The organism is Achromobacter denitrificans NBRC 15125 (assembly GCF_001571365.1).
Lineage (GTDB): Bacteria > Pseudomonadota > Gammaproteobacteria > Burkholderiales > Burkholderiaceae_B > Achromobacter > Achromobacter denitrificans.
In genome coordinates, this window is the sequence record NZ_BCTQ01000011.1 from 48650 (window position 1) to 70210 (window position 21561).

23 protein-coding genes are annotated in these 21561 nt (G+C 69.4%); 5 read left to right on the plus strand and 18 right to left on the minus strand.

What is annotated here, in order from left to right; translation table 11 throughout:
• Positions 1–10 precede the first annotated feature (10 nt).
• The 7 genes from ADE01S_RS11495 to ADE01S_RS11525 are packed head-to-tail and all read right to left on the minus strand — an operon-like array spanning position 11 to position 6708.
• Positions 11–895, minus strand: coding sequence for an alpha/beta fold hydrolase (locus ADE01S_RS11495; protein WP_062681826.1), 885 nt, complete (start codon positions 893–895; stop codon positions 11–13).
• Positions 892–1278 (minus strand): hypothetical protein, encoded by a 387-nt coding sequence (locus tag ADE01S_RS11500; protein ID WP_062681827.1) that lies wholly within the window; start codon positions 1276–1278, stop codon positions 892–894. Before ADE01S_RS11500 ends, ADE01S_RS11495 begins: the two co-directional genes overlap by 4 nt.
• Positions 1279–1291: 13 nt before the next feature.
• Complete coding sequence (locus tag ADE01S_RS11505) at positions 1292–2128, minus strand: N-acyl homoserine lactonase family protein (protein WP_242663426.1); 837 nt, start codon at positions 2126–2128, stop codon at positions 1292–1294.
• Complete coding sequence (locus ADE01S_RS11510; RefSeq protein ID WP_062681828.1) at positions 2104–3318, minus strand: ABC transporter substrate-binding protein; 1215 nt, start codon at positions 3316–3318, stop codon at positions 2104–2106. Before ADE01S_RS11510 ends, ADE01S_RS11505 begins: the two co-directional genes overlap by 25 nt.
• A gap of 20 nt (positions 3319–3338) precedes the next feature.
• Positions 3339–4781, minus strand: a complete 1443-nt coding sequence (locus ADE01S_RS11515) for an NAD-dependent succinate-semialdehyde dehydrogenase (protein WP_062681829.1) — start codon at positions 4779–4781, stop codon at positions 3339–3341.
• Positions 4782–5756, minus strand: coding sequence for a Bug family tripartite tricarboxylate transporter substrate binding protein (locus tag ADE01S_RS11520; protein ID WP_062681830.1), 975 nt, complete (start codon positions 5754–5756; stop codon positions 4782–4784).
• A gap of 58 nt (positions 5757–5814) precedes the next feature.
• Positions 5815–6708 carry an NAD(P)-dependent oxidoreductase gene (locus tag ADE01S_RS11525; RefSeq protein WP_062681831.1) on the minus strand — a complete coding sequence of 298 codons (894 nt, stop codon included), beginning with the start codon at positions 6706–6708 and terminating at the stop codon, positions 5815–5817.
• Positions 6709–6935: 227 nt separating this feature from the next.
• Between ADE01S_RS11525 and ADE01S_RS11530 the strand changes: the two genes are divergently transcribed.
• From ADE01S_RS11530 to ADE01S_RS11540, 3 genes are read left to right on the plus strand one after another with little or no spacing between them, the layout of a single operon-like run.
• Complete coding sequence (locus tag ADE01S_RS11530) at positions 6936–8291, plus strand: MmgE/PrpD family protein (RefSeq protein WP_062681832.1); 1356 nt, start codon at positions 6936–6938, stop codon at positions 8289–8291.
• 38 nt (positions 8292–8329) lie between these two features.
• Positions 8330–10411, plus strand: coding sequence for an acetate--CoA ligase family protein (locus ADE01S_RS11535; protein WP_242663427.1), 2082 nt, complete (start codon positions 8330–8332; stop codon positions 10409–10411).
• 39 nt (positions 10412–10450) lie between these two features.
• Positions 10451–11602, plus strand: a complete 1152-nt coding sequence (locus tag ADE01S_RS11540; RefSeq protein WP_062681834.1) for an acyl-CoA dehydrogenase family protein — start codon at positions 10451–10453, stop codon at positions 11600–11602.
• A gap of 21 nt (positions 11603–11623) precedes the next feature.
• Here ADE01S_RS11540 and ADE01S_RS11545 read toward each other — a convergent pair whose 3' ends face one another.
• The 4 genes from ADE01S_RS11545 to ADE01S_RS11560 form a co-directional block, all read right to left on the minus strand.
• Positions 11624–12085: an Rrf2 family transcriptional regulator gene (locus ADE01S_RS11545; RefSeq protein WP_062681835.1), complete on the minus strand. Its 462-nt coding sequence runs from the start codon at positions 12083–12085 to the stop codon at positions 11624–11626.
• A gap of 56 nt (positions 12086–12141) precedes the next feature.
• Positions 12142–13011, minus strand: coding sequence for an SAM-dependent methyltransferase (locus ADE01S_RS11550; RefSeq protein WP_082775762.1), 870 nt, complete (start codon positions 13009–13011; stop codon positions 12142–12144).
• 55 nt (positions 13012–13066) lie between these two features.
• The gene (locus ADE01S_RS11555) at positions 13067–14416 is read right to left on the minus strand and encodes an APC family permease (protein WP_062681836.1); all 1350 of its coding nucleotides are present in this window, start codon (positions 14414–14416) and stop codon (positions 13067–13069) included.
• A 292-nt stretch (positions 14417–14708) separates the two neighbouring features.
• Positions 14709–15191, minus strand: coding sequence for a hypothetical protein (locus ADE01S_RS11560; RefSeq protein ID WP_131828735.1), 483 nt, complete (start codon positions 15189–15191; stop codon positions 14709–14711).
• Between the two features lie 154 nt (positions 15192–15345).
• Here ADE01S_RS11560 and ADE01S_RS11565 point away from each other — a divergent pair, with 154 nt between their 5' ends.
• Both ADE01S_RS11565 and ADE01S_RS11570 read left to right on the plus strand, forming a co-directional pair.
• Positions 15346–15732 (plus strand): DUF6152 family protein, encoded by a 387-nt coding sequence (locus ADE01S_RS11565; RefSeq protein WP_062681838.1) that lies wholly within the window; start codon positions 15346–15348, stop codon positions 15730–15732.
• A gap of 16 nt (positions 15733–15748) precedes the next feature.
• On the plus strand, positions 15749–16234 hold the full coding sequence (locus tag ADE01S_RS11570; protein ID WP_062681839.1) for a DUF6644 family protein: 486 nt from the start codon (positions 15749–15751) through the stop codon (positions 16232–16234).
• 28 nt (positions 16235–16262) lie between these two features.
• Here the strand turns inward: ADE01S_RS11570 and ADE01S_RS11575 are convergent, their stop codons facing one another.
• The 7 genes from ADE01S_RS11575 to ADE01S_RS11605 are packed head-to-tail and all read right to left on the minus strand — an operon-like array spanning position 16263 to position 21555.
• Complete coding sequence (locus tag ADE01S_RS11575) at positions 16263–17420, minus strand: acetyl-CoA acetyltransferase (protein ID WP_062681840.1); 1158 nt, start codon at positions 17418–17420, stop codon at positions 16263–16265.
• Complete coding sequence (locus ADE01S_RS11580; protein ID WP_062681841.1) at positions 17417–17818, minus strand: Zn-ribbon domain-containing OB-fold protein; 402 nt, start codon at positions 17816–17818, stop codon at positions 17417–17419. Before ADE01S_RS11580 ends, ADE01S_RS11575 begins: the two co-directional genes overlap by 4 nt.
• The gene (locus tag ADE01S_RS11585; RefSeq protein ID WP_062681842.1) at positions 17815–18279 is read right to left on the minus strand and encodes a MaoC family dehydratase; all 465 of its coding nucleotides are present in this window, start codon (positions 18277–18279) and stop codon (positions 17815–17817) included. Before ADE01S_RS11585 ends, ADE01S_RS11580 begins: the two co-directional genes overlap by 4 nt.
• Before the next feature lie 47 nt (positions 18280–18326).
• Entirely contained in the window at positions 18327–19292 is a 966-nt protein-coding gene (locus ADE01S_RS11590) for an NAD(P)H-dependent flavin oxidoreductase (protein ID WP_075873354.1), read from the minus strand.
• 1 nt (position 19293) lies between these two features.
• Positions 19294–19977, minus strand: a complete 684-nt coding sequence (locus ADE01S_RS11595; protein WP_062681844.1) for a 3-oxoacid CoA-transferase subunit B — start codon at positions 19975–19977, stop codon at positions 19294–19296.
• A complete protein-coding gene (locus ADE01S_RS11600; RefSeq protein ID WP_062681845.1) occupies positions 19961–20641 on the minus strand; it encodes a 3-oxoacid CoA-transferase subunit A in 681 nt (226 codons plus the stop codon). Before ADE01S_RS11600 ends, ADE01S_RS11595 begins: the two co-directional genes overlap by 17 nt.
• A 14-nt stretch (positions 20642–20655) precedes the next feature.
• Positions 20656–21555 (minus strand): SDR family oxidoreductase, encoded by a 900-nt coding sequence (locus ADE01S_RS11605; protein WP_062681846.1) that lies wholly within the window; start codon positions 21553–21555, stop codon positions 20656–20658.
• Positions 21556–21561: the final 6 nt, after the last annotated feature.

The following is a 21561-nucleotide window of genomic DNA, read 5'->3' on the forward strand; positions in this document are numbered from 1 at the left end:
GACGGCAGGGCTAGGGCCTGTTCATACTCCCCGCCTGGCGGGCGGCCGCCGCCTCCGCCAGCACCGGGCGCAGATAAGCCAGGAAGCGGTCCGGATCCTCGCTCATCGGGAAGTGCCCCATGCCCTCCATGATCTGCCACTTCGCGCCCGCGATGCGGCCCGCCAGGAACTCGGTATCCTGCGGCGTGCAGGAATAGTCGTATTCGCCGGTCAGGAGCCAGAGCGGGCAGCGCCGCGTATCGATGTCGGCGACGCGCTCGCGGATGTCGCCGTCGGCGGTATAGAAGTGCAGGTCCCCCTTGAATACGCCCGGCCCGCTCTGCATGTAGTGCCACAGCGTTTCCCAGCGGTGCCGGTCGGGGCTGCCGGGGCCCACCAGCCCCGATACGATGCCGGCGCAGACTTCGCCGCCGTGCACGTCGGGCCGGTTCAGCCATTCCAGATCGTAGTAGGGGTCCACGTGGGCGCCGGACTGCAGGCCGATCGCGCCGCCGAAACGCTGCGCGTGCTCCAGCGCCAGGTGCAGCACCATCCTGCCGCCGATCGAGCAGCCCATGACCAGCGGCCGTTCGAGCGCGAGCGCATCGGCCACGCCGAGCACGGCCTGGGCATAGTCCTGCGAGGTCAGCCGATAGGTTTCCTCGTGCCAGCCCTCGGGCGGCGAGGACTTGCCGTGCCAGGGCAGGTCGAAGGCGATGACGCGAAAGCGGCCGAGGATCTCCGGATCGTTCATCACGGCCCGGTACTGGCGCGTATCGGCCCCGGCGGTATGCAGGCACAGCAGGGGCGTCCCGCTGCCGGCTTCCTCGACGTAGACGCGATGGGCGCGCCCGCCCAGCGGCAGTTGCAGGTAGCGGCCGACGATGGGCTCGAATGCGGCGTGTTGCGGATTCACGAGGATGCTCCTTGAGTGCGTGGGCAGGCCAGCACCTCCTTGAAATACAGCAGATGGGACATGAAGGGGTAGAGATCGCCTTCCGCGCGCAGGCGGCGGAACTTGATCATCGCCATCAGGTCATGGAAACCGGGCGGCGGAGCGGGCGTCCAGAACACCGCCCAGTCCTCGGCGCGCGCCCGCAGCGCGAAATCCCAGCGCGGCATGACGAAAGGCCCCCGGCGCACCTCGGCGATGCGGCCGCCGGCCACCGTGATCAGATGGGCCGACTCGCCGGACTCCAGCATGAATACCGTGTTCAGGTGGCGGCCCCGCCAGACCAGCCGCTCACGCCCGTTCACGGCGTCGGCCAGTCGATGAAGAATGAAGTCGTCTTCTTGCATAGTGCGTTCCTCGTCACGCCGGCGGCTCGTGCAGCCGGTAGATGCCGCCGCCGGCGTCGGCCGGCGGATAGCGTTGCGCCACCAGGGGATCGTGGCCGGGCACGATGTGGGCGTCCGAATCGGCCAGCGAGCGGATGCGCGCATAGCCTTCCAGCATATCCCCCACATGGAAGATGGCGGGAAAGGGATTGCTGTCCGTGTAGTTGCGGTAATAGTGCAGAGCGTCGGAAGCCAGCACCACCCAGCCCCTCGCGGTATGCACCCGCAGCACCTGCAGCCCGGGGGTATGGCCGCCTATCCGGTAGAGTTCCAGGCCCGGGGCCAGGCGCGAATCGCCGTCATGGAAGCGCACCCGGCCGGCATAGACGCGGCGCACCACCGCCTGCACGTCTTCGGCCGAGAAGAAATGCCGCATCGCCTCGAAGCACATGTAGCGCCCCGTGGCGTAGTGCATTTCCGCTTCCTGAAGGTGGATTCGCGCCCGCGGGTAGGCGTCGACGTTGCCCGCGTGGTCGTAGTGCAGATGCGTCAGGACCACATCCTCGACCGCCTCGGGCGCCACGCCCAGGCGCGCCAGCGCGGCTTCGGGCGGCAGGCTGAATTCACGCCCCCGGGCGCGCGCCGAGCAGGCGCTGAACCCGGTGTCCACCAGCACGGTGCGGCCCGCGCCGCGCAACAGCCAGCAATAGAAGTCCAGGGCCATCGGTCCGTCGTGCTCGTCGGCGCGGGTCAGGAAGTTGTCGGCCGCCCGCCGCTTCACGCTGGCGTAGCGGATCGCATACACCTCGTAGACGGGCAGGGCGGCCGGCTCGGCCGGCGTCCCGTTCACGGCGCCTTCACCAGCTTGCACTGGCTTTCCGACAGCGGCATGAAGGCCTGCTCGCCCGGCACCGTCTTGACGACCTTGTAGTAGTCCCAGGCGCCCCTGGACTCCTTGGGGGCCTTGACCTCGACCACATAGGTGTCGTGGATCAGCTTGCCGTCCTCGCGCAGCCGCGCGTTGCGCGCGAAGGCATCGCGGATGGGCATGGTCCGCAACGTCCGCATGACGACGTCCACGTTGTCGGACCCGGACTTCTCCACCGCGCGCAGGTAATTCAGCACGGCCGAGTACTGGCCGGCCTGCAAGGCGGTCGGCATCTTGTTGGACGCCTTGAAGAAACGCTGCGCGAAGGCGCGGGTCTCATCGTCCATGTCCCAGTAGAAGGTCTCGGCGAAGGTCATGCCCTGGGCGGCCTCCAGGCCCACGCCGTGCACGTCGGTAATGCTCATCAGCATGGCGACCAGCTTCTGCCGTTCCGCCAGCCCGAACTCGCGCGCCTGCTTGATCTCGTTTTGCAGATCGGCCCCGGCGCTGGCGAACGCCACCGCATCCGCCTTGCTGGATTGCGCGGCCAGCAGGAAGGAGGCGAAGTCCGTCCCCGGGAACGGGTAGCGGACCGAGCCGGCGACCGCGCCTCCGCCATCCTTCACGAAGCGCATGCCGTCGCCCTCCAGCGAATGGCCGAAGGCATAGTCCGCGGTGACGAAATACCACTTCTTGGCGCCGGCCTCGACCAGGGGCAGGGTGCCCACCTTGGCCAGGGCGTAGGTGTCGTACACCCATTGGACGTTGTTGGGCGAGCAGTCCTCGCCCGTGATCCGGGTGGCGCCCGCGCCCGTCACCATCGTCATGCGGCCTTTCTCGCGGGCGATGTTCATGACGGCCAGCGCCACCGCGCTGTTGCCCAGCTCGGTCACCACGTCGACCTTCTCGCGGTCCATCCATTCGCGGGCGCGGCCGGCGGCCACGTCGGTCTTGTTCAGGTGATCCGCCGACACGATTTCCACCGGCTTGCCCAGCACCTTGCCGCCGAAGTCTTCCACAGCCAGCTTGGTGGCCAGCACCGAACCGGGGCCGACGTTGCCCGAATAGGCGCCGGACATATCCGTCAGCACCCCGATGCGCACGATGCCATCGGAAATGCCGTCGGACGGCTGCGCCTGCGCCGCGCCGGCGCAGGCCGCGAGCGCCATCAGCAGCGTGATCTTCTTATTCATGGTCTTCTCCTTGGGTTGGCTCACATCTGGCTCACGTACTTGACCTGCATGAACTCCTGCAGGCCTTCCACGCCGCCTTCCTTGCCCAGCCCGCTGTCCTTGACGCCGCCGAAGGGCGTCTCCGGCAGCGAGGCCTGGCAGTGGTTCACGCAGACGACTCCGCTTTCGATGCGTTCGGTGGCCTGGCGGGCGATGCCCGAATCCCGCGTGTACACATAGGAAGCCAGTCCGAACGGCAGGCGGTTCGCCAGCGCCAGCCCTTCCTCCAGGTCCTGGAAGGGATGCACCAGCGCCAGCGGGCCGAAGGGTTCGGTATTGGCCGCCAGGCAGTCGTTGCCGGCATCGCGCAGCACGGTCGGCGCCCAGAACCAGCCCGGCAGGTCGAGCCGGGCGCCGCCGGCGGCAAGGCCCGCGCCGCGCGCCAGCGCGTCCGACACCATGGATTCCATCGCCGCCAGGCGCCGCGGATTGGCCAGCGGCCCCATCTGCACGCCGGCTTCCAGCCCATTGCCGACGCGCCAGCCGCGCGCGCGCTCGGCCAGGCGTTCGACGAAGCGCTCGTACACGCCGTGCTGCACGTACAGGCGCGTGGGCGAGGTGCAGATCTGTCCGGAGTTGCGCAGCTTGGCGGCCAGCACCGCGTCCGCCGCCGCCTCGGGATCGGCATCGTCGAATACCAGCACCGGGGCATGCCCGCCCAGTTCGAGCGTGGCGCGCTTGAGCCCGGCCGCGGCCAGCGTCGCCAGTTCGCGGCCGATGGAGGTGGACCCGGTGAACGTGACCATGCGGGTCACGGGCGATTCGATCAGCCGGCGCGAAATCTCGCCGGGATCGCCGAACACCATGCCGAGCACACCCGCCGGCAGCCCGGCGTCCGCCAGGGCGCGGGCGATCTCCAACGCGATCGCCGGGGTTTCCTCCGACGGCTTGATCACGATGGAGCAGCCCGCCGCCAGCGCGCCGGCGATCTTGCGCGACGGCGTGATGGCGGGCGCATTCCAGCCCGAAAAGGCCGCGACCGGGCCGCCCGGCTCCGGTATCGCCATCTGGCGGATGCCGGCGACCCGGCCGGGAATGATGCGGCCGTACGTGCGGCGGGCTTCCTCGGCGGCCCATTCGAACATCTCGGCCGCGGTCACCACCTCTTTTTCCGATTCGGGCAGCGGCTTGCCGAGTTCGCGCGTGATCAGCCACGCGAGCAGGGCGCCGCGCTCGCGCATCAGGGCCGCGGCCCGGCGCAGGATCGCGGCGCGCTCCAGGGGCGGCGTGTCGCGCCAGCGCGGGAAGCTGCGCCGGGCCAGGTCCAGCGCTTCGTCGATATCGGCGGGGGTCGCCACGGGCAGGCGCCCCAGCACGGCCAGCGTGGCCGGATCGGTCACCTCCAGGGTGCGGCGGTTGCCGGCGGCGCGGGGGACGCCGTCGATCCACAGGGCGAGTTCGGGGTAGTTCAGGGTCTGTTCCATTCAATCCGCCTTGGCGATGTTGCCGGCCTGTATTACCTGCGCCCAGCGCTCGGTCTGGGAACGGATGTGCTGCGCGAAATCGTCCGCGCTGCCCGTCATCGGGAACTGGCCCAGCTTCAGCAGGGCCTCGCGCGATTCCTCGGTGCTCATGATCTTGTTGATCGCGGCGTTCAGGCGCCGGGTCACGTCGGGCGGCAGGCCGGCCGGCGCCAGCACGCCGTTCCACGGCTCGGCGCTGAAGCCCGGGATGCCGGCGGCCTGCGCCACCGTCGGGATCCCCGGCGCCACGGCGGAAGGCTGGGCGCTGGCGACCGCCAGCGCGCGCATCTTGCCCGCCTGGACCTGCGGCATGGCCGCGATGGCGCTCAGGAAGGCCATGTCCACCCGGCCCGCGACCAGGTCGGCGATCGCCGCCGAATCGCCCTTGTAGGGCACGTGCGTGATATCCACCTTGGACGCGCTCTTGAACCACTCGCCGGCCAGGTGGTTCACCGCGCCGCTGCCGGCCGACGCGAAGGTGAGGGCGCCCGGCGTCTTGCGCGCGCCCGCGATCAGTTCCCCCACGCTCTTGAACGGCGAATTCGCCGGAACCACCAGCAGGTAGGGGTAGCTTGCGACCAGCGCGACCGGCTGGAAGTCCTTCAGCACCTGATAGTCGACCTTCTGCTTGTAGACGGGTTCGATGGACAGCGTGCCGCTGCTGCCCAGCATCAGGGTGTAGCCGTCGGCGGCGGCGCGCTTGACGGACTGGACCGCCACCACGCCATTGGCGCCCGCGCGGTTCTCGACGACGATGGTCTGGCCGAGCTCCGCTTCGAGCTGGCGGGCCAGATAGCGGCCGACCGCGTCGGTAGGGCCGCCGGCGGTGAAGCCGATCACCAGGGTGACGGGCTTGACGGGATAATCGGCCGCGGCCGCGTTCAGGCTGAGAGCGGCGAGCGCGGGCAGCGCCCACCGGGCAAATCGTGAAGTCATGGTTGTCTCGGATCGGAAGCGGGGCGCGCGAGGCGCCGCCGGGAAGAACTTGGGGGCCTTACGCGTAGCCGCGCTCGATGAGCTTGACCATCACGGGGTAGTACTCCTTGACGTAACCGGCGGCCCGGGTGCGTTCGAGCAGGTCGTGCGTCAGGGAGGCGGCGCGCGCGTCCACCTCTCCCTGCCTGGCCAGTTCCAGCGCCAGCAGGATGTCCTTGATCGCATACTCCGTGGGGAAGGTCTTTTCCGGGAACGTTTCGGCGGCAAGCGCCTTCTGTCCGGGATTGCGCAGGACGAAACTGTCCGCCGACCCCTTGCTCAGCGCGTCCAGCAGCAGCTTGCCGTCCACGCCCGCGCTGCGCCCGATCGTGATCGCCTCGGCAAGCGCGTGCACGGTCATGAACACCACCATGTTGTTCATGATCTTCACCACCTGGCCGTTGCCGATCCCGCCGCACAGCAGCACGTCCGTGCCCATGCACGACAGGTAGGGCAGCACCGCTTCGTAGTCTTCCTGGCTGGCGCCCACGGTGATCATCAGCGTGCCCTGGCGGGCGGCTTCGCGCATGCGGGCGACGGGCGCGTCGATCAGCAGGATGCCGTGGCCGCGCAAGGTCTGCGCCAACTGGCGGGTGCGCGCCACGTCGCTGGTGCTCATGTCCACCACGACGCGCACGCGCCCGGCGGCCTCGACCAGTCCGTCCGGCCCGGTGCAGACCTGCTCCACCTGCGCGATGCTGGGCAGGGACAGGAACACGATCTCCGCATTGCGGGCGACCTCGGCCACCGAGGCGCACCCATGGCCGCCGAGCTCCGCGATACGGTCGACCGGCGCGGGGCTGATGTCGGTCACATACACCGGATGCCCGGACTTGCGGACCAGGTTGGCGCACATCGGTTCACCCATGACGCCCAGGCCGATGAACCCCAGCGGGGTCTTTGTCTCGCTCATTACTTCCTCCTTTGCATTGCGTGTGTGTGTTGTTGTTGCATGCAGCTTACGTAGCGCGCCGCGCCGCCGGTATGAAAAATTGGCAAAGCAACCTTCTCCAATTCCGCCCCCCGGGAACAAGAACGCTCCTTTTCCTTTTTATCAATGCTGCGCGGCCCGGGAAGCCTAGAGTGATCGGCAGAAGCGAAAGGCGCGCTGACGCGCCGCAACAACCGATGGAGACACGCATGCTGCTGGACACGATTGCCGCCTATGGCGCCCGCGATACGCAGGCCAGGCTGCCGGAAGAGGTCATCCACCACGCCAAGCGCGCCTTCCTGGATTGGCTGTCGGCGCTGTACCCGGGCACGCGCACTCAGCCCTGCCTGCAGCTCCTGGGCGCTCACGGGGCGGAATTGGGCGCCGGCAGCTCCAGCCTGCCCGGTTGCGCCACCACCGCCTTTCCGGCCACCGCCGCCTGGATCAACGGCAGCGTGTCGCACGCAGTGGAGTTCGACGACATCTACCGCGACGCGATCTATCACCCCGGCTGCCCGACGATCGCCGCCGCGCTGGCCCTGGCCGAAGAGGCCGACGCCGGCGGGCGCGAACTGCTCAACGCCATCGTCGTCGGCTACGAAATCTCGACCCGCATCGGCGCCGCGGTGCAGCCCGCCCACTACCGCTACTTCCACACCACGGGCACCGTGGGCTGCTTCGGCAGCGCCGCCGCCGCCGCGGCGCTGTGCGCCCCGGGCGACGCGCAAGCGATGCTGCACGCGCTGGCCACCGCCGGCACCCTGGCCAGCGGCCTGCAGCAGGCTTTCCGCTCCGACGCCATGAGCAAGGCGCTGCATGCCGGCCACGCGGCCGCGGTCGGGGTGCGGGCCGGGCAGGGCGCCGCCCACGGCATCACCGGCGTGCCCGATATCCTGGAAGGCGAAGTCGGCTTCGGCGCGGCGCTGGCGCGCGACCCGGACTGGAACGTGGCCACGGCCGGATTGGGCGAGCGCTACAACATCCTGTCCATCACCCAGAAGAACCACGGCTGCTGCGGCCACACCTTCGCGGCCATCGACGCCGCCCTGGCCCTGCGCGAGCGCGGAGCGGGCGCCGACGATATCGCCGCCATCCGCGTCGATACCTATCAAACGGCGTTGGACGTGACCGGCAACTTCGCGCCCTCCACCGCCTTCGAAGCCAAATTCAGCCTGCCTTACGTCGTGGCGCACGCCTTCGTCCATGGCTCGGTGCGGCTGGACGCCTTCGCGCCTGCGCGCCTGGCGGACCCGCGGGTGCTCCGGCTGATGCGCCGCCTGGCGCTTCAGGCCGACCCGGCGCTGACCGCGGGCTTTCCGAAGATGCGCGCGGCGCGCGTGGCGGTCACCACCGCCGCGGGCGACGTGCTCGAACACGTTGCGCCTTATCGCAAGGGCGACCCCGAATCCCCGCTGTCCGACGCCGAGCTCAACGACAAATTCGACGAGCTCGCGGGCCCGGTGCTGGGCCGCGCCCGGGCCCAGACCCTCCGCGACGCCGTCTGGCGCCTGGACGCCATGCCGGTGCGCGCGCTGCGCCTGGCCGCCGACATGCCCCGATCCTGATGCCTTCCCAACGCCCATCCATGACATCCGCCTCATCCATGCCTGACACCTCTTTCGCAGACGCGCTCCTTTCCCCCCGGTCCATCGCCCTGGTCGGCGCCTCCGGCGACGCCCGCAAGAACACCGCCCGGCCGTTGCGCTTCATGCGCAAGCACGGCTTCCCCGGCGCGGTCTATCCCATCAACGCCGGGCGGGCCGAAATCCTCGGTGAAAAAGCCTATCCCTCGCTGGTCGGCTTGCCCGGCCCGGTAGACCACGTCTTCGTCATGATTCCGGGCAGCGACGTCGCGGCCATGCTGGACGATTGCGCCCGGGCCGGCGCGCGAGTGGTGACCATTTATTCGGACGGTTTCGGCGAGACCGGCCCCGAAGGCCAGGAGCGCCAGGCCGCCCTGGTGGCGCGGGCCCGCGCCCTGGGCCTGCGCCTGCTGGGACCGAACAGCATCGGGACGGCGAACCTGCATACTGGCGCCATCCTCTCGGTCAATGCCGCGTTCGAAGCCGACACCCTGCTGCCCGGCGACATCAGCCTGGTATCGCAAAGCGGCTCGATGATGGGGTCGCTGCTGTCGCGCGCGGCGGCGCGCGGCTTCGGCTTCGCCAAATCGGTGTCGGTCGGCAACGAAAGCGACATCACCGTGGGCGAAGTGCTGGACGCGCTGGTGGACGATGCCGGCACCAAAGTGATCCTGCTGTTCCTCGAAACCCTGCGCGACGCCCCGACGCTGGCCCGGGCCCTGGCGCGCGCCCGCGCCGCCGGCAAGCCCGTGATCGCGTACAAGCTGGGGCGCTCCGAGCAGGGCGATGCGCTCGCGCAGTCCCATACCGGGGCCATGGCCGGCAACGACGTCGCGGTGGACGCCTTCCTCAAGGCCTACGGCGTCATGCGGGTGCGCAACCTGGAGACGCTGTTCGAGCTGGCGCCGCTGGCGTCCAGGCATGCCGGCGCCCGGCCGGCCGGCCCCGGCGCCGGCGGTCCCGCCCGCGTCGCCGTGATCACCACCACCGGCGGCGGCGCGGCCACCGTGGTCGACAACCTGGGGCTGCACGGCATGGTGGCCGCGGCGCCGCCGGCGGATTTCGTGCGCCGCATCGCCGAACAGGGGCTGCGCATCCGGGAAACGCCGGTCATCGACCTGACCCTGGCCGCCACCAGCGCGCAATACCGGATGCTGCTCGAACACCTCTTGCGCGCCGACTGGTGCGACGCCGTCCTGAGCGTGGTCGGTTCGTCCGCGCAGTTCCATCCCGGCCTGGCCGTCCAGCCCCTGCTGGAGGCGGACAAGCCCGTGGACAAGCCGCTGGCCGTCTTCCTGGCGCCCGAGGCGCCGGAATCGCTGGCCCTGTTGCGCGCCGGCGGGATCGCGGCCTTCCGCACGCCCGAAGCCTGCGCCGACGCGCTGGCGGTGTTCCTGACGGCCGGCGGCCAGCCGCCGGCGGCGGGCGAGGCGTTTCCCTGGCCGGCGCGACTGCCGCGCCAGGGCATGCTGAGCGAACATGAAGCCGGCGCACTGTTTCGCAACCTCGGCGTGCCGGTGGCCGGCGGCGAACTCGCCGACCCCGCGGCGCTCAAGCATGCCGTGCCGTACCCGGTGGTTGCCAAGGTCTGCTCGCGCGACCTGGCGCACAAGACCGAGATGGGCGCCGTGCGCGTCGGCATCCCCGACGCCGGCGCCTTGCGCGCCGCCGTGGACGACATGCTGGACAGCGTGGCGCGGCTGGCCCCGGCCGCCCGCGTGGACGGCATCCTGGTCCAGCCCATGGAAACCCGCCTGATCGAAATGATCCTGGGCTACCGCCACGACCCGCTGGTGGGGCCGACCGTGCTGCTCGGCGCGGGCGGGATCGCCGCGGAACTCTCGCCCGACTACGCGATCCGGCTGGCGCCGGTCGGCCTGGACGAAGCCCGCCAGATGATCGCGGAAGTGCGCCAAACCCGTCTGATACGCGGCTTTCGCGGCCTGCCCGCCGGAGACTGCGAGGCGCTGGCCCATGCCATCGCCGCATTCTCGCGCCTGGCCTGCGCCCAGGGCGCCCAGGTCGTGGAAGCCGAAATCAACCCGCTGTTCGTCCGCGCCGAGGGCGTGGTCGCGGTGGACGGCCTGGCTCGCCTGGCCTGACGCCCATTCCAGAATCCCCCTTACCAGGAAGCACACAAGATGGACTTCAAGCTGACTCCCGAACAACAGGATTTCCAGAGCGCCGTGCGGCGCTTCGCCGAAGGCGAACTGCGCGACGGCGCGGTCGAACGCGCCCATTCCGACGACTATCCCTGGGATATCGCCCGCAAGATGGCGGAGCAGGGCCTCCTCGGCATCACCGTCTCGCAGGAGGACGGCGGCGTGGGCGGCTCGCTGATGGATGCCGTCATCGCGATCGAGACCGTCGCCTCGGTCTGCCCGCGCAGCGCCGACGTGGTGCAGGCGGGCAACTTCGGCGCCATCCGCGTGCTGGCCGAATATGGCAGCGACCTGCAAAAGCAGAAATACCTGTCCGCGCTGCTCGCCGGGGAAGGGCTGATCTCCGTCGGCATGACCGAGCCCGACGCCGGCTCGGCCGTCACCGAGCTCAAGACCAGCGCCACCCGGGCCGAAGGCGGCTGGCGCATCAACGGCACCAAGATCTTCACCACGCACGGGCCCCACGCCAGCATCATCCTCGCCTACGTGCGCTTCGGCCCGGGCACGGGCGGGATCGGATCGGTGCTCATCGAGACCCGCGCCGAAGGCGTGAAGCTGGGCAAGCGGTCGGCCTTCATGTCCGGCGAGGAATGGGTGGAAATCTTCTTCGACAACGTTTTCGTCCCGGACGACATGGTGGTCCTGGGCGAGGGCGGTTTCAAGAAGCAGATCGCAGGCTTCAACGTGGAGCGCATCGGCAACACCGCGCGTTCGCTGGCGCTGGGCCGCTATGCCTATGAAGAAGCGCGCAACTGGGCGATGCAACGCAAGCAGTTCGGACGCCTGCTGTGCGAGTTCCAGGGCCTGCAATGGAAGTTCGCCGACATGCGCATCAAGCTCGACGCCGCCCAGCTCCTGCTCTACCGCGCCGCCATCGGCGCCGATACTGGTTTTCCGTCGGCGACGGACACCGCCATCGCGAAGGCGTACTGCAACCAGGTCGGGTTCGACGTCGCCAACGACGCCCTGCAAGTGCTGGGAGGGTTGGGCTACAGCCGCGAATCGCTGGTGGAATACTGCGTGCGCCGTTGCCGCGGCTGGATGATCGCGGGCGGATCGATCGAAATCCTGAAGAACCGTATCGCGGAAGGCATTTTCGAGCGCAGCTTCCCGCAACGCCCCCCGCGCTAGCAGGGGGCGGGCCCGGCGGCCTCAGGCGTGGGCCGCCGCCGTGGGGCAGTCCGGCCCGCGCGCCTGCATCCGGGCATGGAAATCCCGGCTCAGCGCCGCCAGCGTTACCTCGCCGAAGCGGCCCAGCAGCAGCGCTTCGGCGTCGTCGAAAGCGTCGGTCAGGGCGGCGTTGACGGCGGCCTCGACCAGGCAGCCGGGGGATTCGCTGCGGTTGCCCATGGCGAAAATCCCCGGCGAGCCCAGGGCCTCGTAGATGTCGCGCAGGGTGACCGCGGCGAAATCGCAGGAAATCGTCCAGCCGCCGCCATGCCCCTTCTCGGAGCGCACCAGGCCTTGCGCGCGCAGCCCCGCCATGATGCGCCGGATCACCACGGGGTTGGTCTGCATCACCTTGCCCAGCGCCTCCGAGGTCATCGGGCCGGGGGCCTCCGCCATGTGGAGCAATACGTGGAGCACGCCGGAAAGTTTGCTGTCTCGTCTCATGCAACAGATGCTATTGCATGGGCTCCGGATGGCGCAAGTGACCGCCTTGGCCGGGCCTAGCCGCGCCTGGCCGACCAGTCTCCCTGGCCCGCGGCCTTGCCGCTCATCGTCCTGCCGTTGACCAGCCCGGTGTAGCGCACGCCGTTCACGGTGAAGGCGATTTCGGCGCCATGCATCCGCGCGTCGGAAATCGGCACCGAACCCAGCTTGCCCGAGAGCTTCTGGTAGTGCTGGTCCAGTTGCAGCGTCTGTCCGCCCACCTCCCATTTGCCCTGCACCTTGGCCGGGACGATCCACAGCAGCGCGGTGCAGTAGGTGCTGCAGTCCTTCGTGACGGTCTCCTCGGCGTCGGGCTCCCAGTCGCCCATGCGGAAGGTGTTCGACACCACGCGCGTGCCGGGCGCCAGTTCCAGCAGGCGAGGCCGCAGTTTTTCGTTGATGGTCGACAGCAGGAACATGGTGATGACGTCGGCCTTGGAGAGGTCGGTGGCGAACAGGTCGGCGGCCACGAAGGTGGCGCGGTCGCCGACGCCGGCGCGCGCGGCGTTGCGGCGCGACAGTTCCACCAGGTCCGGGTTGTACTCGATGCCCTGGGCCGTGAGGCCGCGTTGCGCCGCCGTGATCACCGTGCGGCCGTCGCCCGAGCCCAGGTCCATCAGGCGGTCCTTGGGCGTGACCTTGGCCATGTCGAGCATCTTGTCCACCAGGGTCTGCGGGGTGGGCACCCAGATGACGTCCTTGCCGTCCTGCCCGACGTCGGGCACGTATTCCTTCTGCTCGGCCGCCGTCGCGGCGGGCGCGGTCTGGGCGCCGGCGCCGAAAGCCCAAGACAGGGCCAGGGCCATCGCCGAGGCGTGCGCCGCCCGCCGCCAGCGCGCTGCGGCCACCCGGTAGCCGGGCTCGGGGGACTGGATCGCGATCTGCATGATGAAGGCTCCTTGCGTAGTGGGACTCGAAAAGCCGGCCGCCGGGACGCCGCGGCTAGGGCCGCGCCGGCCCCGGCTTGAGCAGGCGCAACATGGGAAGGCCCGCCGCCAGGACGGCCAGGCCGATCAGGGCGCCGGCTCCCGCGTAGACGGCGCTCGAATACACCAGGCCGGCGCAGGTCAGCGCCAGCAGGACGGGGGGCAGGGGATAGAGGGGCACCCGGAAGGGCCGCGGGCGGTCGGGATCCAGCCGCCGAAGCCGCCACACCGACGCCGCCACCAGCAGCATGAAGATCCAGAACACCGGCGCGGTGTACGCCACCATGGTCTGCACGCTGTTCTGGCTGAAGGCGCCGAGCGCCACCAGGGCCAGGGTGATCGCGCCCTGGACCAGCAGGGCGGCCACCGGCGTGTCGTTGCGCGCGCTCCAGGCGGCCAGGCCGCGCAGGCGCGGCACGTCCCGGCCCAGCGCGCAGTACACCCGGGCGCCGGTGATGATGGTGCCGTTGATGGTGCTGAGCGCGGTGGCGCAGATCGTCAGGCTGAGGAGCGCGGCCGCATAGGGGCCGGCCGCCAGTTGCATCACGTCCGCGCCCAGCGCCGGCGTGTCGCGCAGGCCCTGCAGGCCGAAGATTTCCAGCAGGGCCAGGTTGATGAGCACATAGGCGCCGGTGACGATCGCGGTGCCGATCAGTAGCACGCGACTCATGTTGCGCCCCGGCTCGCGAAGTTCGCCGCTGAGGTAGGCGGCTTCGTTCCATCCGCCGTAGGTCAAGAGCACGAACACCATGCCCATGCCCATCAGGCCGATCGGATGCCCGGAGAGCGCGACGGGCGCCTCTCCCTGCAAGGGGCTGTCTCCGGTGGCGGACAGGCTGGCGACGAGCACGGCGGCCAGCGCGGCCAGCGTGAGCATGGTGAACGTCCATTGCAGGCGTTTGGAATACCGGGTTCCCGCCACATTCAGGGCGGTGAGCGCCACCACCGACATCGCCGCGTGCAGGGCGGGGCCATGGGCGCCCAGCGGCCAGAGGCGCTGCGCATAATCGCCATAGATATAGGCGACCACCGCGATCGCCCCGGTCTGGATCACGGTGCAGCGCGCCCAGGCGAACATCAGGCCCACGCGCTGGCCCCAGGCGCGCGTGAGGTATAGATACTCGCCGCCCGCGCCCGGATAGGCCGAGCCCAGCTCGCCGTAGCAGAGCGCGCCGATCAGCATCACGAAGCCGCCGGCGCACCACAGCGCGATATACCCCGCCTCGGAGGCGGCGTGCTGCGCCACCAGCGGAGGGAAGCCGAAGATCCCGATGCCGATCACCACCCCGACCAGCACCATGGTGGCGTCCATCACCGACAGGCCGGCCGGCGCGCCCGCCAGCCCCGCGTCCGATGCGCCGCTCATCGCAGGGGATCCCGGGAAAAAGGAATGGAACTCGCGGACGAACGCGCAGGGAAGGCTGTCATCGGGGCTCTCGGGTAGGCGGCAGGGACGGGCGCGGATGCGGCTGGCATCGACGCCTGACACTCACCTGAACATTTAAGCGACCCGCTGGCGTTGGGAAAAGTTTCTGCGGGTTTTCCCGAAAAAAAGCAGGAAGCCCCTGGCCCGGGTAAAACTTCCTGCGTGAAACAGCATTAAAAACACCCAATAACCCATTGATTATTAGCTATTTTTTAATACAAATTAAAGTGGATTATTTAAAGTGATTTCTTAGATTGCTATCCACGCACGCCTTGCGATCCGAAGGCAATAAGATGTCTTGCGCGGCCGCGCTGGCCGGCTTGCAGAGATAGATGGCGCAGGCCGCGTAGCTGATGCTGGACAGTGCCAGGGTGATCATCGGCCGGGCCAGGGCAGGGGGGAGCCCGCGCAGGAAGCGCAGGGTGAAGTCCGCCGGCTCGTCCAGCCCCTTGGCCGCCGAGTCGCGCAGCAGCCGCAGACTTACGCCATACAGCCACGAGGGATAGGCAGCGCCCCCGCGCTCGCGGTAGCTCTCCAGTTGCAGCCCGAACGCGCGCGCCAGGGCGGGATCGGTGCATTGCACCTGCGCGTCCAGCAACCGTTCCAGTTCGCCGGCGTGCCGGGCCACCAGATCGCGCAGCGGCATCTCGGTATCGGCCTGCGGCGTTGCGGACGGGGCAGCCGGGGCGGCACAATGGTTCGTCGGCGTCAGCATTTCCCGTCAGATTGCAGAATCTTCATTACTGGACTTCATGGGTGGGGATTAGATATTGCGGACGGGTCCTTGTGAATCACTGAAACTGGGTATTTGCCCGCCGGGCCTGCGCCGGGCGCGGGGAGGGCGCCCATCTCCACTCGGGAGCATCGACATGAAACGACTCTTGCGCGCAGGTTTGACGGGGCTGGCGCTGGCCGCGCTGGCGGGGGCGCCGATGGCGGCGCTGGCGCATCACGGCTGGTCCTGGGCCGAATCCGAACAGATGACCCTGCAGGGCACGGTGCAGCAGGTGCAGATCGCGCCGCCCCATCCCTGGCTGGACGTCCGCGCCGACGACGGGATCTGGCGCGTCGAACTGGGCAACCCCAGCCAGACCAAGGACGCCGGATTCGTGGAGGGCTCGGCCAAGCCCGGCGACACCGTGACCGCGATCGGCAACCGCGACCAGGACCCGGCCGTCAAGCGCATGAAGGCCGTGCAGATCAAGGTCGGCGACAAGACCTACGATATCTATCCCAGCCGCATCCGGAAGCCCTGAGCCGCGGGCCGCGACCATGCCCGACCTGCTGCGGCTCGCCCTGGAGCAGCTCGAAACCCTGCCGCCGTCGATATGGCTGCGGCGCTCCGGCACGCTGTACCTGCTGGTGAATGCCGCGCACATCGGGTCCATCGGGCTGCTCATCGGCTCCATCGTGCCGCTGGACCTGCGCCTGCTGGGCCTGATCCGGCCCGGGCCGCTGGCCGTGCTGGCGCCCGTGCTGGCGCGCACCGCCGCGGCGGGGCTGGCGCTGGCCGTGCTCACCGGCGCCATGCTGTTGAGCGTGCGGCCGCTGGAATATCTCCAGAACCCCGCCTTCCTGACCAAGATGGGCCTGTTGGGCGCGGGCGCGCTGAACGCCTGGGCGGTGCGCCGCGGCCCGGCCTGGGCCCGGGTGCTGGACCAGGGCAAGGCCGGCGGCGCCCTGCGCATCCAGGCCGGGGCGTCGCTCCTGCTGTGGCTGGGCTGCCTGGTGGCGGGGCGCTGGATCGGCTTTCTGTAAAGAGCCGACCGGCCGGCGCGCAGCCCCTCTAGACGGTCGCAGGCCCGCCCAGGATCACCGTGTACTGCGAAGACAGCACGCCGCCGTTACCGTGCGCCAGCGCGACTTCCGCGCCCTCGACCTGGCGCTGGCCGCATTCGCCGCGCAATTGGCGGATCGCCTCGATCAGCAGAAAGATCCCGTACATGCCCGGATGGCAGTAGGACAGCCCGCCGCCGTTGGTGTTGACGGGCAGCCCGCCTCCCGGCGCAATGCGACCGCTGCCGACGAAGGCGCCGCCTTCGCCCTTGGCGCAGAAGCCCAGGTCTTCCAGGAACAGGATCGTGTTGATCGTAAAGGCGTCGTACAGGCCCACCACGTCGATATCGGACGAGGTGAGGCCCGCCTGGTCATAGGCGATGCTGCCCGAGACGCGCGCGCCGGTATTGACCAGGTCCGGCATATTGCTGATGGTCAGGTGCGTGCTGCAATGCCCCGAGCCCAACAGGTAGACAGGCGCCGTCTTCAGGCCGCGCGCCCGCGCGGGCGTGGTCAGCACCACCGCGCCGCCGCCGTCGGAAACCAGGCAGCAGTCGCGGATGGTGAGCGGATGGCTGACCATCCGCGAAGACAGCACCTGTTCCACCGTCAGAGCTTCCTTTTCCCAGGCGGCGGGATTCAGCAGCGCCCAGCGCCGCGCCGCCACCGCCACCTCGGCCAGCTGCTCGCGGGTGGTGCCGAATTCATGCATGTGGCGGGCGGCCGCCATGGCGTAGGCGGTCGCCGGCAGGAAAGGCTTGAAGGGCGACTCGTACGGGTTCCATTCGGGACGGCTGGTGTTCTTGCGGCCGAGCGAGCGCTGGGTGCTGCCGTAGGCCACCACGGCGACTTCGCACAGGCCGGCCGCGATCGCCGCCTCGGCCCGCGCCAGGTGCCCCATGAAGGACGAACCGCCGGTGGACGTCGAGTCGATATAGGCTTCCGGCAGCTTGAGGTATTCGGCCAGGGCCAGCCCGGCCAGGCGGCTCTGGGTCGTGGCGCAGAAGAGGCCGTCCACGTCCTGCACGGACAGGCCGCAGTCGTCCAGCGCGCGGTACACGCCTTGCGCCATCAGGTCCAGGGCCGAATAGGCTTCGCCCACGGCGCCCAGGTCGGATTCGGCCGCGCCGGCCAGCACGGCGCGCCCGGGTCGGAAATCGGTGTTCATCGCGCGGGCTCCATCGGCGTGAAAACGGGAATCGGGTCGTCCAGGTCCGCTTCGGACACGGCGTGGAAGCGGACGCGCTGGCCGATGGCCACTTGCGCCGGGTCGGCGCCCTCGACGCGGCTCATCATGCGAAAGCCCTCGTCCAGGTCGATCAGCGCGACGTTGTAGGGCTCGCCCTTGCGTGGGTAGACCACGGAGGTGGAGTAAACGGTGCCGGTGCCGGCGCTGAGGCGCCATTCCAGGCAATCCTGGCCGGAGTAGGGGCAGCGGACCCGCGGGAAGAACACCGCGCGCCCGGCCGCCGGGCTGTATTGGTAGGCCAGTTCCCCGGCTTTCAGGTGCTGCACGTAGCGCGCATAGGGCGCGCCGTTGCCGCTGGCGTCGTCGGTGCGCATCATTTGCCCTTTTCGTACATCAGGTTCAGGGTTTCGGCGACCATGACCGGGCGCTCCTGGCCCTCGCGGTACATGCTGTTGCCGTAGGTCAGGCGCACCGCGCCCTCCATGCGCTCGAAGGCCAGCAGGCGGCGTTCCAGGCGGATGCGCGCGCCGACCTGCACGGGGGCGGTGAAGCGGACCTTGTTGGACCCGTAATTGATGCCGCGCCCGCGTTCGCGGACCTGCACCACCTCGCTGCCCATGCCGGACATCAGCGAGAAGGTCAGCATCCCGTGGGCGATGGTCTTGCCGTCCGGCAGTTCGCGGCGGGCGCGCTCCACGTCCACGTGGATCCAGTTGTCGTCGCCCGACAAGCGGGCGAAATCGTCGATCATCGGCTGGGTGATTTCCACCCAGTCCGTCAGGCCCAGGACTTTTCCGACGTGGGCTTCCAGGTCGTATGGCGTATCTAGAATCAGCATAGGCTGCCTTGGTAGAAGGCGCGCCCCGGCGCTCGGGGCGCGCGGGTTCACAGGAGGGACGCGAGGCGCCCGGTCACCAGGCCGTGCGCCTGGTCCATGATGCGGCGCACCAGGTCGCCGCAGCTGGGGATGTCGTCGATCAGGCCCTGGATCATGCCCACGGTCCAGATGCCGCCTTCGACGTCGCCGCTCTCGTACACGCCGCGCCCCTTGGCGCCCGCCACCAGCGGACCGATGCGGTCGATGCCCGCGCCGGCCCGTTCCAGTTCGACGACCTCGCCCGAGAGTTGGTTGCGCCAGACGCGGCTGGTGTTGCGCAGGCTGCGCAGGATCAGCCGGGTATCGGTTTCGCTGGACTGCGTGATGGCCTGCTTGATGGCCTCGTGCACCGGCGATTCCTGGGTGCACATGAAGCGCGTGCCCATGTTGATGCCCTCGGCGCCCAGGGCCAGCGCCGCCACCAGCCCGCGCGCGTCGCCGAAGCCGCCGGAGGCGATCACCGGCACCGTCACCTGGGCGACCGTGGCCGGGATCAGGATCAGCCCGGGGATGTCGTTCTCGCCGACGTGGCCGGCGCACTCGAAACCGTCGATCGACACGATATCCACGCCGATGTCCTGCGCCTTGCGGGCATGGCGCGGGGTGGTGCACTTGTGGATCACGCGCACGCCGGCCGCCTTCAGCACCGGCATGTGCTCCTGCGGGTTGTTGCCGGCCGTCTCCACGATCTTCACGCCCGATTCGATGATGGCGTCCCGGTATTCCACGTAGGGCACGGGCTTGAGCGTGGGCAGGAAGGTCAGGTTCACGCCGAAGGGGCGGTCGGTCATGTCGCGAACGCGGGCGATTTCGCGGCGCAGGTGCTCGGGGCTGGGTTGCGTCAGCGCCGTGAGGACGCCCAGGGCGCCGGCATTCGAGACGGCCGCCACCAGTTCGGCGCGGGCGACCCACTGCATGCCGCCCTGCACGATGGGATGCTCGATGCCGAGCATGCGGGTAACTGCGGTTTGCACCTTATTCTCCTTGAATCGCGGAATTGCGGTAGGCCAGCCCGTCCAGGGCCAGCGTGAGCGGGGCGCCGGTGACCGCCTGCAAGGCGTCCAGCGTCCAGCCGTCGGCCAGGCGGCGCACGGCCAGCCCGGACGGGGTGACGTCGATCACCGCCAGGTCGGTGTAGATGCGGTCCACGCAGCCCGGCGCAGTCAGCGGATAGGCGCAGCGCTCCAGGATCCGCGGCTCGCCGTGCTTGGTGCAGTGCTCCATCAGCACCCACACCTGCTCGGCGCCGGCGGCCAGGTCCATCGCGCCGCCCACGCCCGGGATCTGCCCGGGGGCATCGACGGTCCAGTTGGCCAGGTCGCCGTTGGCCGCGACCTGGAACGCGCCCAAGCAGGCGATCTGTATATGCCCGCCGCGTATCATCAAAAACGATTCGCTGTGGCTGAACACCGAGGCGCCCGGCAGCAGCGTCACCGGAAACTTGCCGGCGTTGATGACGTCGTAGTCTTCCTCGCCCGGCGCCGGCGCGGGCCCCAGGCCCAGCAGTCCCTGCTCGCTGTGCAGCATGAGCTCGCGGTCGGCGGGCACGTAGTCGGCGATCAGGGTCGGCAGGCCAATGCCGAGGTTGACGCAGGAGCCGTCGGGGATGTCGCCGGCGGCGGCGCGGGCGATGTCCTGGCGGCTAAGCTTGGCGTTCATTGCGCAACTCCACGAGACGGTCCACGAATACGCCCGGCGTGACGATGTGCTCCGGGTCCAGCGCGCCCAGCGGCACGATTTCACGCACCTGGGCAATGACCAGCCTGGCCGCGCCGGCCATGACCGGGTTGTTGATGCGGGCGCCGCGGTGATAGACCAGGTTGCCCCAGCGGTCGCCGCGCAGGCCCTTCAGCAGGGCCACGTCGCCCTTGATGGGATGCTCCAGCACGTAGGTCTGCCCGTCGATGACGCGGGTTTCCTTGCCCTCGGCCAGGCGGGTGCCGGCGGCCGTGCGGGTATAGAAGCCGCCGATGCCGGCGGCGCCGGCGCGGATGCGCTCGGCCAGGGTGCCCTGCGGCACCAGGTCCAGTTCGATCTTGCCCGCCGCGTACAGCTCGTCGAAGATCGTGCGGCCCTTCAGGCCGCGAGGGAACGAACACACCACCTTGCGGATGCGGCCCGCGCTCATCAATTCGCTCACGATGTCGTCGCCCACCGTGGCGTTGTTGGCGACGATGGTCAACCCCCGGACGCCCAGGTCCAGCAGGCCTTCCATCAGGTCGGCCGGACGGCCGGACGAGCCGAAGCCGCCGACCAGGATGACCGAGTCATCCTTGATGCCGGCCACCGCCTCGGCCACTGAACTCACTTGTTTATCGATCACAGCCGGCTCCCGGGTCAGTCCAGATCATGGCCTTTCATATCGACGTTGCGCCGCGCCCGCTCGGCCAGGTCGCGCATGACCGGGCCGATGCGCGCGACGTCGTCGATCGGATCCGCGGCCGGGCCGCGGCGCCAGCCTTCCATCGCCGCCAGGTGCCCGCCGCCCAGTTCGAAGATACGCCCGGTGACGTCGTGGCTGTCGGCGCTGGCCAGCCAGGCCACCGCCGGCGCGATCCAGCGCGGGTGGCGCGCCTCGATCTCCTCGGCGCTGCGCTCGCGTATGCCTTCGGTCATGCGGGTCTGGGCATGGGGATTGATCGCATTGACCGTCACGCCGTAGCGCTTGAGCTCGCGCGCCGCGATGATGGTCATGGCCGCGATGCCGGCCTTGGCCGCGCCGTAGTTGATCTGACCGATGTTGCCGTACAGCCCCGACGACGACGACGTGTTGACGATGCGGGCGTTGACCGGCTCGCCGGTCTGCTTGTAGAGGTCGCGCCAGTAGGCGGCCGCGTGGCGGCAGGGGGCGAACGTGCCTTTCAGGTGCACGTCGATGACGGCATCCCATTCCTCCTCGCTCATATTGCACAGCGTGCGGTCGCGCAGGATGCCGGCGTTGTTCACCAGGCCGTGCAAGGCCCCGAAGTGGTCCAGCGCCGCCTCGATCATGCGCCGGGCGCCGGCGAAGTCGGCCACGTTCTCGTGGTTGGCGACGGCCTGGCCGCCGCCTTCGACGATCTCGCGGACCACCGCGGCGGCGGTGCTCTCACCGGTATCCTCGCCGGAACGGGACACGCTCAGGTCGTTGACCACGACGCAGGCGCCTTGCCGCGCCAACTGCAGCGCGTACTCGCGGCCGATGCCGCGGCCGGCGCCGGTCACGATCACGACGCGGTCTTTGCAGAGTAGGGACATTGAAAC

What these genes read in the sequence shown, in the direction of transcription:
- ADE01S_RS11575 (WP_062681840.1), bottom strand. Translation starts at nt 17,420, where the DNA reads ATGAACACCGATTTCCGACCCGGGCGCGCCGTGCTGGCCGGCGCGGCC.
- ADE01S_RS11520 (WP_062681830.1), bottom strand. Translation starts at nt 5,756, where the DNA reads ATGACTTCACGATTTGCCCGGTGGGCGCTGCCCGCGCTCGCCGCTCTC.
- ADE01S_RS11530 (WP_062681832.1), top strand. Translation starts at nt 6,936, where the DNA reads ATGCTGCTGGACACGATTGCCGCCTATGGCGCCCGCGATACGCAGGCC.
- ADE01S_RS11515 (WP_062681829.1), bottom strand. Translation starts at nt 4,781, where the DNA reads ATGGAACAGACCCTGAACTACCCCGAACTCGCCCTGTGGATCGACGGC.
- ADE01S_RS11500 (WP_062681827.1), bottom strand. Translation starts at nt 1,278, where the DNA reads ATGCAAGAAGACGACTTCATTCTTCATCGACTGGCCGACGCCGTGAAC.
- ADE01S_RS11545 (WP_062681835.1), bottom strand. Translation starts at nt 12,085, where the DNA reads ATGAGACGAGACAGCAAACTTTCCGGCGTGCTCCACGTATTGCTCCAC.
- ADE01S_RS11555 (WP_062681836.1), bottom strand. Translation starts at nt 14,416, where the DNA reads ATGAGCGGCGCATCGGACGCGGGGCTGGCGGGCGCGCCGGCCGGCCTG.
- ADE01S_RS11540 (WP_062681834.1), top strand. Translation starts at nt 10,451, where the DNA reads ATGGACTTCAAGCTGACTCCCGAACAACAGGATTTCCAGAGCGCCGTG.
- ADE01S_RS11560 (WP_131828735.1), bottom strand. Translation starts at nt 15,191, where the DNA reads ATGCTGACGCCGACGAACCATTGTGCCGCCCCGGCTGCCCCGTCCGCA.
- ADE01S_RS11570 (WP_062681839.1), top strand. Translation starts at nt 15,749, where the DNA reads ATGCCCGACCTGCTGCGGCTCGCCCTGGAGCAGCTCGAAACCCTGCCG.
- ADE01S_RS11565 (WP_062681838.1), top strand. Translation starts at nt 15,346, where the DNA reads ATGAAACGACTCTTGCGCGCAGGTTTGACGGGGCTGGCGCTGGCCGCG.
- ADE01S_RS11525 (WP_062681831.1), bottom strand. Translation starts at nt 6,708, where the DNA reads ATGAGCGAGACAAAGACCCCGCTGGGGTTCATCGGCCTGGGCGTCATG.
- ADE01S_RS11510 (WP_062681828.1), bottom strand. Translation starts at nt 3,318, where the DNA reads ATGAATAAGAAGATCACGCTGCTGATGGCGCTCGCGGCCTGCGCCGGC.
- ADE01S_RS11585 (WP_062681842.1), bottom strand. Translation starts at nt 18,279, where the DNA reads ATGCTGATTCTAGATACGCCATACGACCTGGAAGCCCACGTCGGAAAA.
- ADE01S_RS11535 (WP_242663427.1), top strand. Translation starts at nt 8,330, where the DNA reads ATGCCTGACACCTCTTTCGCAGACGCGCTCCTTTCCCCCCGGTCCATC.
- ADE01S_RS11550 (WP_082775762.1), bottom strand. Translation starts at nt 13,011, where the DNA reads ATGCAGATCGCGATCCAGTCCCCCGAGCCCGGCTACCGGGTGGCCGCA.
- ADE01S_RS11605 (WP_062681846.1), bottom strand. Translation starts at nt 21,555, where the DNA reads ATGTCCCTACTCTGCAAAGACCGCGTCGTGATCGTGACCGGCGCCGGC.
- ADE01S_RS11595 (WP_062681844.1), bottom strand. Translation starts at nt 19,977, where the DNA reads ATGAACGCCAAGCTTAGCCGCCAGGACATCGCCCGCGCCGCCGCCGGC.
- ADE01S_RS11580 (WP_062681841.1), bottom strand. Translation starts at nt 17,818, where the DNA reads ATGATGCGCACCGACGACGCCAGCGGCAACGGCGCGCCCTATGCGCGC.